This is a genomic window from Catenulispora pinisilvae (assembly GCF_015356865.1).
Taxonomy (GTDB): domain Bacteria; phylum Actinomycetota; class Actinomycetes; order Streptomycetales; family Catenulisporaceae; genus Catenulispora; species Catenulispora pinisilvae.
This window is the reverse complement of the sequence record NZ_JAAFZA010000068.1, coordinates 1-11884: the sequence shown is the minus strand read 5'-3', so window position 1 is coordinate 11884 and position 11884 is coordinate 1. Positions and strand designations below refer to the sequence as shown.

At 69.0% G+C, this 11884-nt stretch carries 10 protein-coding genes; 6 read left to right on the top strand and 4 right to left on the bottom strand.

From position 1 onward, the window contains the following. The first annotated feature begins 104 nt into the window (after positions 1–104). Positions 105–1451 (top strand): dicarboxylate/amino acid:cation symporter, encoded by a 1347-nt coding sequence (locus tag IZR01_RS20080; RefSeq protein WP_194896294.1) that lies wholly within the window; start codon positions 105–107, stop codon positions 1449–1451. Between the two features lie 65 nt (positions 1452–1516). On the opposite strand, the gene IZR01_RS20075 is transcribed toward IZR01_RS20080, so the two are convergent. Then, complete coding sequence (locus IZR01_RS20075) at positions 1517–2821, bottom strand: D-arabinono-1,4-lactone oxidase (RefSeq protein ID WP_194896295.1); 1305 nt, start codon at positions 2819–2821, stop codon at positions 1517–1519. A 47-nt stretch (positions 2822–2868) separates the two neighbouring features. Next, a complete protein-coding gene (locus tag IZR01_RS20070) occupies positions 2869–4068 on the bottom strand; it encodes an MFS transporter (RefSeq protein ID WP_194924715.1) in 1200 nt (399 codons plus the stop codon). A gap of 222 nt (positions 4069–4290) precedes the next feature. Here IZR01_RS20070 and IZR01_RS20065 point away from each other — a divergent pair, with 222 nt between their 5' ends. Beyond that, positions 4291–4629, top strand: coding sequence for a hypothetical protein (locus IZR01_RS20065; protein ID WP_194896297.1), 339 nt, complete (start codon positions 4291–4293; stop codon positions 4627–4629). A 104-nt stretch (positions 4630–4733) separates the two neighbouring features. Beyond that, positions 4734–5246, top strand: coding sequence for a GNAT family N-acetyltransferase (locus IZR01_RS20060; protein ID WP_194896298.1), 513 nt, complete (start codon positions 4734–4736; stop codon positions 5244–5246). A 39-nt stretch (positions 5247–5285) separates the two neighbouring features. On the opposite strand, the gene IZR01_RS20055 is transcribed toward IZR01_RS20060, so the two are convergent. Next, on the bottom strand, positions 5286–7703 hold the full coding sequence (locus IZR01_RS20055; protein WP_194924714.1) for a phosphocholine-specific phospholipase C: 2418 nt from the start codon (positions 7701–7703) through the stop codon (positions 5286–5288). 323 nt (positions 7704–8026) lie between these two features. On the opposite strand from IZR01_RS20055, the gene IZR01_RS50755 reads away from it, so the two are divergent. Genes IZR01_RS50755 through IZR01_RS20040 form a run of 3 tightly spaced genes read left to right on the top strand, consistent with a single transcriptional unit; the run spans position 8027 to position 9755 of the window. Continuing rightward, complete coding sequence (locus tag IZR01_RS50755; protein ID WP_323746703.1) at positions 8027–8617, top strand: fluoride efflux transporter FluC; 591 nt, start codon at positions 8027–8029, stop codon at positions 8615–8617. Beyond that, positions 8602–8976 (top strand): fluoride efflux transporter CrcB, encoded by a 375-nt coding sequence (gene crcB, locus IZR01_RS20045; RefSeq protein ID WP_323747052.1) that lies wholly within the window; start codon positions 8602–8604, stop codon positions 8974–8976. Before IZR01_RS50755 ends, crcB begins: the two co-directional genes overlap by 16 nt. Next, complete coding sequence (locus IZR01_RS20040; protein WP_194924713.1) at positions 8973–9755, top strand: oxygenase MpaB family protein; 783 nt, start codon at positions 8973–8975, stop codon at positions 9753–9755. Before crcB ends, IZR01_RS20040 begins: the two co-directional genes overlap by 4 nt. A 12-nt stretch (positions 9756–9767) precedes the next feature. On the opposite strand, the gene IZR01_RS20035 is transcribed toward IZR01_RS20040, so the two are convergent. Then, positions 9768–11534, bottom strand: a complete 1767-nt coding sequence (locus IZR01_RS20035) for an AMP-dependent synthetase/ligase (protein ID WP_194899088.1) — start codon at positions 11532–11534, stop codon at positions 9768–9770. Positions 11535–11884: the final 350 nt, after the last annotated feature.

Genomic DNA, 11884 nt, shown 5'->3' with positions numbered 1-11884 from the left:
CGACCTGTGCCGCACGCAGTGCGCGCTGTGTACTCCGCGTCACGCCTGACGCGAACCAGCGCCCACCCGTTTCCGCACTTCTCGAATCCCGGAGTAGAACAACCATGTCCGCATCCGTCGATCCGCCTGCCCGCGGCCGGAAGTTCCCCCACGTCCCGTTCGGCATCCAGATCCTGCTGGGCCTGGTCGTCGGCGTCGGCCTCGGCCTGGTCGCCCGCGACGCGCACCTGAGCTGGCTGGCCACCACCTTGACCCAGATCGGCACGATCTTCGTCCAGCTGCTGAAGCTGGCGGTCCCGCCGCTGGTCTTCACCGCGATCCTGGTCTCGGTCGCGAACCTGCGCAAGGTCGCCAACGCCGCGCGGCTGGCTCTGCGCACCCTGATGTGGTTCGCCATCACCGCGCTGATAGCCGTCAGTATCGGTATCGCGCTCGGCGTGGTGACCAAGCCCGGCCACGGCGTCAGCCTCGGGGCCGGGGTCAAGGCGCCGGGCACCACCGGCAGCTGGGTCGACTTCCTGCAGGGCATCATCCCAACCAACGTGGTCGGCGCCTTCAGCGAGGGCAACGTCCTGCAGATCGTGTTCCTCGGCATCGTCTCCGGCGCCGCGGTGTTGGCCGTCGGTGACCGGATGGAGCCGGTGGTGAAGGCCTCCGAGCTGGTGCTGGAGCTGGTGCAGAAGGCCCTGTGGTGGGTCATCCGGCTGGCCCCGCTGGGCACCCTGGGCCTGATCGGCAAGGCCGTCGCGGTCTACGGCTGGGACCTGATCAAGCCGCTGTCCACCTTCGTCGTCGACATCTACGCCGGGCTGGCGCTGGTGCTGCTGGTCGTCTACCCGCTGGTGCTGAGCCTGGCCGGGCGGGTCAACCCGCTGAAGTTCTTCGCCGGGGCCTGGCCGGCGATCCAGCTGGGCTTCGTCTCGCGCAGCTCGATCGGCACGCTGCCGATGACCCAGCGGGTGGTCACCGAGCGGCTGGGGGTGCAGAAGGAGTACGCGAGCTTCGCGGTGCCGTTCGGCGCCACGACCAAGATGGACGGCTGCGCGGCGCTCTACCCGGCGCTGGCGGCGATCTTCGTGGCCAACGTCTTCGGGGTGCACCTGGGCCTGAAGGATTACCTGCTGATCGCCTTCACCTCGGTCGTGGGCTCGGCGGCCACCGCCGGTCTGACCGGGGCGATCGTGATGCTCACCCTGACCCTGACCACGCTCGGGCTGCCGCTGGCCGGCGCCGGCATCCTGCTGGCCATCGACCCGATCCTGGACATGGGCCGCACCGCGATCAACGTCGCGGGCCAGGCGCTGGTGCCGGTCGTGGTGGCCAGTCGGGAGGGCATCTTGGACCGCGCGGTGTACGACGCGCCGAAGGGCGAGCTGATCGTCGCGGGTGCCGAGCCCGCGGTGGCCGCGACGCCGGCCGCGGCCACCGCGCCGACGCCGGTGGCGGCGTAGTCGCGGTTGGCGTCTGGTTCGACGTCGGGTTCGAGGGTTCGGGGTCGGGTCTGCGAGCAGTCCTGTCAGTCCCCGAACACGCGCCGGGTGTACTCGTTGGCGAACAACCGCTTCGGGTCCACCCGGTCGCGCACCCCGAGGAAGTCCTCGAACCGCGGGTAGGTCTTGCCGAGATACTCGGCGTCGCGGGTGTGCATCTTGCCCCAGTGCGGCCGGCCGTCGTGCCCGATGAGGACCTGTTCGACGGCCTTGAAGTACTCCTCGTACCGAGTGCCCTGGTACATGTGGCAGGCGATGTACGCGGTGTCACGGCCGTGCGCCGTGGACAGCCACAGGTCGTCGCCGGGCACCACGCGCACCTCGATCGGGAAGTTCACGTTCCAGTTCGAGCCGTTGACCAGCTGCGTGACCTCGCGGAACGCGGAAACGAACGCGGTCCGCGGGACCGCGTACTCCATCTCCACGAACTTCACGCGGCGCGGTGAGGTGAACACCTTGTCCGAGCGGTCGGTGTAGCTGCGGGCGGACAGCGCCGAGCCGGAGACCTTCGAGACCGTCTTGGTCAGCCGCGGCGCGGTGCGGGCCAGCCGCTGCGCCGCGCCGAACACCGAGTTCGACAGGAACTCGTCGTCCATCCAGTGCCGGAAGCCGGACAGCGGGGCGGCCGGGCCCGTCGTGCGGTTGTTGCGCTTGATGTTGGTGCTGGTCGTGTACGGGAACCAGTAGAACTCGAAGTGCTCGTTGCCGTCGGCCAGCTCCTCGAAGCCGTCCAGGACCGCGTCCAGCTTCATCGGCTCCTCGCGGGCGGTGAGCAGGAACGAGGGCTCGGTGCGGAACGTCACCGCGGTCACGTAGCCGACCGCGCCGACACCCAGGCGCGCGGCCTGGAACAGCTCGGCGTTCTCGCTCGGCGAGCAGATCACGATCTCGCCGTTGGCCAGCACCAGCTCCAGCGCCGCCACCTGGGCCGCGATCGAGCCGGAGGCGCGGCCGGTGCCGTGGGTGCCGGTGCCGATCGCGCCGGCGGCGGTCTGCACCTGGATGTCGCCCATGTTGGTCAGCGCCAGGCCGTTCTCCGCCAGCAGCGCGTTGAGCTGGTGCAGCGGCATCCCGGACTCGACGGTGACCAGGCCGGCTTCCTTGTCGATCTGCTTGAGCCGGGTCAGCCCGTCCGGCAAGACCTGCACCCCGTCGGTGACCGCGGCCGGGGTGAAGGAGTGCCCGGAGCCGACGGCCTTGACCGTCATCCCCTCGTCGTCGGCGGTGCGCACGATCTCGACGACCTCGGAGGCGGTTCGCGGGGTGACCACCCGGGCCGCCTTCGCCGTCTGGTTGCCGGCCCAGTTGGACCACTCGTTCGCGCCCGCCACGCCTCACCCGATTCTTCCGCCGGCACGCCAGCCGTGAGCCGCGCCGTTCACTCGATCGCCGGATCCCCCGGACGTAGCCAACGCGAGCCGAGCAGCGCAGTCAAGAGGGCGAGGGCGCTTCCTGCCACTGGGACCAGATATGCGGTGTGCGCCCCGGACCGGTCGATGAGCCAGCCGGCGACCGCCGAGCCGGCGGTGATCCCGAGCGCCGCGCCCGTGGTCTCGATCACCATGCCCTCGGTCAGCCGCGCCGCCGGGACCAGGAACTCGACCAGCGCGACCAGCGTGATCAAGGTCGGGGAGATGGCGAAGCCGGCCAGCAGCAGCACCAGCGCCAGCACCCCGATGTTCGGCGCCAGCGCCATCGGCGTCGCGGTGATCAGGACCAGTGCGAGCAGGATCATGACCCGCCGGTCCAGCGGCGTCTCCCAGTGCGTGGCCCCGAAGATCAGCCCGGCGATGAACGACCCGACGGCGTAGACCGCCAGCAGCAGCCCGGACCAGTCGCCGTGCCCGTGCTCCTCGGCGAAGGCCACGGTCACCACCTCGATGGAGCCGAACATCACCCCGATCGCGATCGCGCAGATGAGCACCACCCGCATGCCGGGGATGGCGATCGCCGCGGGGCCGGTGTGGTGCTCGTGCGGATGCGGGGCGGGCTGGGTGCGGCGCTGGACCAGGAACGCCGTGGTGCCGACGACCAGGAACCCGGTGGCCAGCCCGACTCCGGCCTCGTGGTGCACCTGCAGGGTCAGGAAGGTGACCAGGATCGGGCCGATCATGAAGACGACCTCGTCCATCACCGCCTCGAAGGAGTAGGCGGTGTGCAACGACGGGGTCCCGGTGTAGAGCTTGGTCCAGCGGGCCCGTACCAGCGCCCCGACGTTCGGCAGGAAGGCCCCGGCCAGCGCCGCCGAGGCGAACCAGGACCAGGTCGGCTCCTTGAAGCGGACGCAGAGCATCAGCGAGCACAGCGCGGCGGCCGACACCACGAGCATCGGGAACACGACCTCGGCCTGCCCGCGCCGGTCGATCAGCCGGGCCAGGAACGGCCCGCAGAAAGCCTGCACCAGCGCCATCGTCCCGGACACCACGCCGGCCAGCGCGTACTTCCCGGTCGACTCCTTGATCATCAAGATGATGCCCAGGCCGAGCATCGACATGGGCAGCCGGCCGACGAACGCCGCGGACGAGAACCTCTTGGATCCCGGTGCCTTGAAGATCGCGGCATAGTGCTTGGCCACCATACGGCGATCGTCGGGCTGGTGAGGCTGCTGCGCCTGCTGGGACGGCCGGGCGGGTGGCGCGGGCCGGCTCCCGGGACTGGTTCACCGAGAATCAATCGAAACGATGATCACGCTTACCCCTCTTGTCGCGACTTTCGGATAATTGGGTGAGACTCTTGGTCGTGGACGCGGATCGCACGTTCGCCCCCCACGTCCGGCGATTCACAGCTTTGGGAGTCATGGATGACCGCTTCGAGGTCCTTGAGTGCTCGTCTCGCCGACCATTCCGGCGTGTTGCACGGGCAGTGGGGGGACGCCGGTGCGGTGGCGGTCGGTCTGGTATTCGTCGGCCTCGGGCTGGTGATGGCCCTGGACGTGATCCGGGTGCTCGCCTATCGGAAGGTCGACCTGTCGGACCACGGCGCCAAATGGCTGCACGAGTCGACCGTCCGGTTGAGCGGCGGCCGTGCGGAGCACCATCGGCAGTGCAAGCGCGAAGGCATGATGGAAGTGCTCGGCTGGGGCCTGGTCGGACTCGGGGCGCCGGCGTTCCTCGCGGGGTTCGTCGGTTTGGTCGCCTGACGGCTGCGGCTGAGGGCTGCGGCGTACTCGCAGGCGAGACCTCCGCGAGAACGTCGCGAGAACTCTGTGGCGCCGGCCTTGGGAAACCTGTGAAGATGCCGAGCATGGCTTACACCGTGCGCCGCACCACTGCGGATGAGTGGCGGGACTTCAGGGAGCTGCGCCTGGCGGCGCTGCTGGACTCGCCGACCAACTACGGCCAGACCCATGAGCAGGCCCTGGCCATGACGGACGAGCAATGGCAGGAACGCGCACGGACTAACGCCACGTCCACGGAGCAGGCCTTCTACGTCGCCGTGGACGACGCGACCGGGCGGCTCGCCGGTATGTGGAGCGCGGCGCCGCACTTCAACCGTCCGGGCTCATGGATCGTCCTCGGGGTGTTCGTCCGCCCCGAGGCGCGCGGTACCGACGTCGCGCGCCGCTTGAACCAGGCGGTCATCGACTTCGCGCGCACCACGGACGCCAAGGAACTCGTCCTGCTGGTCCGGGACGATAACGAGCGCGGCCGCCGCTTCTACGAACGGGAGGGGTTCGTGCTGACCGGCTTCGCTCAGCCGCACAACCTTGACCCCTCCCACGACCTTGTAGAGATGCGCTACGAGGCCTTCCGGTAGCGCATCCCTATAGGGGCCGGACTTATAGAGCTCTGCGGATCAGATCCCTATAACGTTCAGCTCCGCGCACGACGTCCACGGGTTCCCATTGACCTCCGACAGAGCCCGGAACCGTACATAGCGGCCGGTCGCGGCGGTGAAGTTCACGGTCTTCAGGGTGTTGTCGTTCGCGAACGTGCCGGTTGCCACCGCGGTACCCCAGTTGGTGCCGTCGGCGCTGACGTAGAACTCGTACTGGCCGACCCAGCCGTGGTTGCCCCCGTCCTGCCGTGGCAGGTACGTGAACCCGGACACGGAGTGCGAGGCGGTCATGTCGAGCTGGATCTCGTGCGGGCACGGCGGGTTCGGCGTGACACTGTACCACTGCGTGTGCCAGTAGGTAGCGGTGTTGCCGTCTATAGCGTTGGTCGCCGCGCCGCTCTCGCCGACGGTCTCCTGGCTGTCGAAGTACTTCACCGTCCAGCCGGTGCGGTCCAGGACGGCGGCGGTGCCGCCGCCACCGCCGCTGCTCGGCGTCGCGGGCTGACCGGTCTCGATCTTCCCGGCGAACCGGCGGAGGAAGTTGTCGCCGACGTTCGCGGTGGCCGTCAGGTCGTACCAGCCGCCGGCCGTGGCCCAGGAGTGGGTGACCGTCGCGCCGCCGGCGACCGTGAAGGTCCAGGGCCCGCCGGTGATGAAGTGGTTCGCCGTGACGGTGATCACCGCGGAGGCGGTGCCGGTGTTGGTCATCGTCAGCACCAGCGCGTTGTTCGCCGTGTCGTAGCCCGGCTTCACTTCCAGGTGCGGCAGCGCGGCGTTGCTGATGGTGGTCAGGTCGCCGACGAACGTGCGCAGGAAACCGTTGGGGCCGTGCACGTCGAGCGAGTACTTGCCGGCGCTGACGCTCTGCGCGCTCCAGTAGTCCGAGGACGTCGAGTTCGGCGAGATGAGGTACTGCCAGTTCGCGAAGGTCCGGTAGGCCGTTGTGTAGGCCTGGAGCGGGACGGCCTGCGCGCCGGCGTTGGAGAAGTCCGTCCAGAACCGGCCGGCGGCCAGGTCGTAGCGGCCGGTGACGTTCGGCTGGTAGCGGGTGGCACGCTGGCCCTTCGTGCCCGCCTCCTGCGTCGGCATGCTCTGCGTGGCCGGCGGGGTCGGGGCGGGCAGCGTCGAGCACTGGTTGTTCGCCGCGGTCACCAGCGGGCCGGTGGCCGGCAGCGTCGGGAAGGTGGTGGTCGAGGTCGCGAAGTTCAGCGCGGTGGTCAGGTCGCCGCAGACCGCGCGCCGCCACGCCGAGATGTTCGGCTCCTGCACACCGGTCCAGGTCTCGATCAGCCGGATGGTGGAGGTGTGGTCGTAGATCGTGGAGTCCACCCAGCCGCCCTGCGACCAGGGGGAGATCACCAGCTGCGGGACCCGCACGCCGAGCCCGATCGGCAGGCCGCTGACGAACTCGTCGGCGGTGCCGGCCGGCGGGGTCGGCGCGATGACGTGGTCGAAGAAGCCGTCGTTCTCGTCGTAGTTGAGGATGAAGACGGTCTTGGACCACACGTCCAGGTTCGACGCCAGCGCGGTGAGCATCTTCGAGACGTAGTCCGCGCCGAGCGCCGGGGCGTAGTTCGGGTGCTCGGACTTGCCGGCCGGCGCGACGATCCAGGAGACCTGCGGCAGGGTGCCGTTGGTGACGTCGGCCTGGAACTCCGCGACCGAGTCCGTGGACTTCACCATGCCGCGCTGGTAGAGCGGGCTGCTGGTCGCGGCGTTCTTGTACTGGTTGAACCAGGCCAGCGCGTTGTCGTCGTAGTTGTCGGTCTCCTGGTACACCTTCCACGTGACCCCGGCGGCCTGGAGGCGCTCGGGGTAGGTGGTCCAGGTGTACCCGGCCTCTGAGTTGTCGGTGACCGGACCGCCGCCGGTGCCGTTGGGGTCGATCATCCCGGTCCACATGTACAGCCGGTTCGGGTTGGTCGGGCCCATGACGGAGCAGTGGTAGCCGTCGCAGATGGTGAAGGCGTCGGCGAGGGCGTACTGGAACGGGATGTCGGCCCGCGTGTAGTAGCCCATGGTGTCGACGCCCTTGGCGGCTACCCAGCCGTTGTAGGAGCCGTTGGCCCAGGCGTTGTGCATACCGCCCCAGGAATGATCAAGATCCGGGACGCATTGTGCGCTGGTGGTCGCGGTGTTCAGGTGCCACGGCAGGATGGTCTTGCTGCCGTTGGGCTGGGTGGACACCGAGGTGCCGTTCTGGAACACGTACGGCACTGTGTCGCCGAAGCCCCGGACCCCGGCGAGGGTGCCGAAGTAGTGGTCGAAGCTGCGGTTCTCCTGCATCAGGATCACGATGTGGCCGACGTCGCTGAGCGATCCGCTCAGGCCCGCCGTAGCGGCCATGGCGGTGCGCAGCGTCTCCGGCAGGAAGGCGGCACCGGCCGCCGCCGCCGCGGAAGCGGACAGGAACTTGCGTCTGGACAGGGGAGACATCTCACTCCAGGCGTGTGGGAGAGATCGGGTGAGGGTGGCTGCTCGCGAGATGCCCTGTGAATGTAGGTGCGCATCGCAGTGCTTGTAAATGCGCGATCTGCGGCTTAACGGTAAAATCCAAGCGTCGGCGGAGGAGACTCCAAGGGAACGCCCGCCGGCCCCGGGATGCATCATCGCTACGGCTGTGGCCAGCGCGTCAACAATCGGTAAGGGCCGGATTCGGCTATAGCCGCCATGGCGAAATCAGGGGACGTCCACGATGCCCGGATCCGACCCGGGATGGCGGTTTGGGCGCCGGCGGCCGGGCGGGCGATCATGGGCGCGTGAGTTCCCCACAGCCGCCCTCCGACGCCGGGCACGAGCCGGGGCCCCACCCCGTCGGGCCTCACCACCTCGGACCCCATCACGTCGGGCCTCATCACGCCTGGCACCACGAGGTCCCGCCCGAGGGCGAGGGCAGCAGTGTCGAGGCCCCGGCTCCGGCCGCGCCGGCTTCCGGGCCGGGCACAGGGCGGGTGGTGGCGGTCATCGCCGCCGGCGGGTTCCTCGGCGGGCCGACGCGCTACCTTCTCGGCCAGGCGTTCCCGACCGCGCAGCACACGTTCCCGGCGACGACGTTCGTCATCAACGTGACCGGGGCGTTCGTCCTGGCGGTGCTGCTGGTGTGCGTGATCGAGGTGTGGCCGCCGACGCACTATGTGCGGCCCTTCGGCGCGGTCGGCTTCCTCGGCGCTTATACGACGTTCTCCACGTGGATGGTCGACACGGACCGGTTCCTGGCCGCGGGACGCTATGGCCTGGCCGCGCTGGACGTCTTCGGCAGCCTGTTCTCCGGGCTGGCCGCCACGGCGCTCGGCATCTTCCTGGCGCGCGCGGCGCTCGTCAGGCGTTCCCCTGGATGGTCCCGCGCATGACTCTGCTAGGCGTAGCCATCGCTTCCGCTATAGGGGCGCCCGCGCGGTACCTCGTGGACAGGCTCGTGGCGTCCCGGAACCGGGGTGCGTTCCCGTGGGGCACGCTCGTGATCAACGTCACGGGCGCGTTCGTCCTGGGGGTGCTGGTGGGTATGGGTGCTCATCATGGGCTGTCCAAGCAGGCGGTGGCCATCCTGGGTACCGGCCTCTGTGGCGCCTATACGACGTTCTCGACATTCAGTGTCGAGACCGTGAGGCTGGTGGAAGAACGGGCGTTCGGGAAGGCCGTCCTGAACGTCGGCGTGAGCCTGGCGGCCGGGCTGCTCGCGGGTGCGGCCGGATTGGGGTTGGCGCAGTGAGGGTACGGAACGAGACGGCGATCCAGCAGGTGGTGCAGGAGGCTTGTACCCTCCTCGGGGCCGGCCGCGCGATCCTGCTCCAGGTGGCGCATCCCAAAGTGGCACAGGGAGTGGCCGAGCACAGTCGGTTCGCGGAGAAGCCCCTTAAGCGGCTGCGCGGGACGTTGGACTACGTCTATGCGATCACGCTTGGGACACCCGAGGAGTCCGCGGCGATCGCCGGCACCGTCAACCGGATACATACGTATGTCAAAGGCGCGGGCTACTCCGCGAACGATCCGGAACTCCAGCTCTGGGTCGCTGCGACGCTCTATAGGAACGCGCTCCATCTATACGAATCCGCGCTCGGGCCGATGTCTGCCGAGATGCGGGAGGAGTTCTTTCGCGAGGCCTCGGTGTTCAGCACGCTGCTCGGCTGCCCTGAGGACATGTGGCCGTCCTCGGCGACGGAGTTCGAGGAGTACTGGGATCGCGAGGTGGCGACACTAGTGATCTCCGAGGAGGCCAAGCGGATCTGCCGTGATCTGCTCTACAACCGAGCGCTTCCGTGGTACTTGCGTCCGCTGCAACCGTTGAACCGGTTCGTCACTACAGGCCTGTTGCCAGAGCGCATGCGGGATGAGTTCGGGCTGGTCTGGGACCCGCGCCGCGAGCGGGTGTTCCGCTTCGGGGCGCGGGTGGCGCGTTCGACGTACCCCAGGATTCCCCGGCGAGTACGTGACCTGCCTGTGACGCTCTATATGCGGTACTTCCGTAGGCGGTTCCGCGCCTACGCCTGAAGACCCTCTCCGCTAGCTCTCTGTCTGCACATACATCTCATCGATCACGTCGGCGTACCGGTCGACGATCACCCGGCGCCGCAGGCTCAGCTTCGGCGTCACCTCGCCGGTGTCCGGGGTCCAGGGCCCGGGGATGATCGTGTACTTCTTCACCTGCTCGGGCCGGGCCAGCTTGGCGTTGGCCGTCGCCACCGCCTGGTCCACCGCGGCCCGGGCTTCGGGGGAGTGCGCCGCGTCGCCCGGGAACACGTCCGGGTCCAGGACGATCAAGGCCGTGACGTAGGGGCGGCGGTCGCCGATCGCGGCGGCGAAGCCGACGGCCGGGTGCGCGGTCAGGTGGCTCTCGATCAGCGTCGGCGGGATGTTCTTGCCGCCGGAGGTGATGATCAGCTCCTTCTTGCGGTCGGTGACGGTCAGGAAGCCGTCCTCGTCCAGGGTTCCGACGTCGCCGGTGGCCAGCCAGCCCCCGTCGTCCAGCGGGGACTGCACGCTGCCGTCCGGTTGGAGGTAGCCGGCCAGCAGGATCGGGCCGCGGACGAACACCTCGCCGTCGTCGGCGATCCTCACCTCGATGCCCGGGATCGGCGGGCCGACCGTGCCGGCCCGGTTCGCCACCGGCGTGCACACGGTGGCCGCGCCGCTGGTCTCGGACATGCCCCAGAGCTCCATCAGCGGGATGCCCAGGCCGTTCAGGAAGCGCAGCGTCTCCACCGAGATCGGGGCCGCCCCACTGGTGGCCCGGGTGAGCCGGTCCAGGCCGAGCAGCGAGCGGGCCGGGGCCAGCACGGTGCGGTCGGCCTCGGCGACGGCCCGCGCCAACTCCTCCGGCACCTGCTTGCCCGCCGTGGCCAGGTCGAAGGCCTCCACGGCGAGCGCGTGCGCCTTCTCGAACGCCGCACGCCGCGCTGGATCGGCAGCCTTCACCAGGCCCTGGACGCCCGCGACCAGCTTCTCCCAGATGCGCGGCACACCGAACAGCGATTCCGGCCGGACCCGGCCGAGCGCGCCGATCACCTGGCGCGGATCCGGGCAGAGGTGGACGTGCGCGATCTTCACGACGGAGCCGTAGAGGCTGAGTTCGCGCTCGGCGATGTGGGCCAGCGGCAGGTAGGCCAGGGCGTTGGGGAAGTCGTCGATGGGGTGGATCGCGTTGACGGCCTCCGCCTCGTACAGGACGTTGAGATGGGTCAGCACGACGCCCTTGGGATCGCCGGTGGTGCCGGAGGTGTACATCATGCCGACCGGGTCCTGCGGCCGGATCTGCCGCCAGCGCTGCTCGAACAGGCTCCGGTTGTCCGCCAGCCGCTCCCGCCCGATGGCCACCACCGCGCTGTAAGGCAGGAACTGCTTGCCGTGCGCGGCCTCGCCGACGACGACGCAGTCGGCCTCCTCGACCACGATGACGTGCCGCAACTCCGGCAGATCGGCCAGCACCGGCTGCCACCGCTCGATCTCGTGCCGGCCCTCCAGCACCACGATCGGCGCGGCGCTGTGCGCGGCGACGTAACCGATCTGCTCGGTGGACAGCGTGTCGTAGGCGGTGCACGGGATGGCGCGCGCGTGCTGGGCACCGTAGTCGGCGACCCAGTGCTCGGGCCGACTGGACATCATGGTCAGCATCCGATCCCCGGGCTCCAACCCCAGCGCGACCAGCCCCTCACTGAACTCCGCGGCCCGCTCCCGCAACTCAGCCCAAGTCAAGGTACTGGTATGCCCCTCGGCATCCGGAGCCCCGGTGAGCGCCGGCCGATCCCCGTACTCGGTGGCATTGCGTTCCATCAACCCGGGCACGGTCTGCCCCGCGATCGCAGCGAGGAAGGGCTGGGCAGCGGCGTTGTCCACGGAACCGGTCACGAAAAGCCTCCAGCGTCGGCATCGTTTCGGCAAACACTAAAACCGCCCAAGGCCCCACGGAAGAGCCCTGACTGGGCCGAACGAGTGCACACCCCCTTCGAACCCTTGTGCCCGATTCACGAAGAATGCCACCATAGTTCCACCAGGATCCCAGGGGGCAGGCGATCACCGGCCATAAGCAGGACCCGCACAGCACACATCCAGGGGGATGCACCGATGATGAACGAAACCACCGTCACCGTGGTCGGCATGATCTGCAGCGAAATCCGCTACAC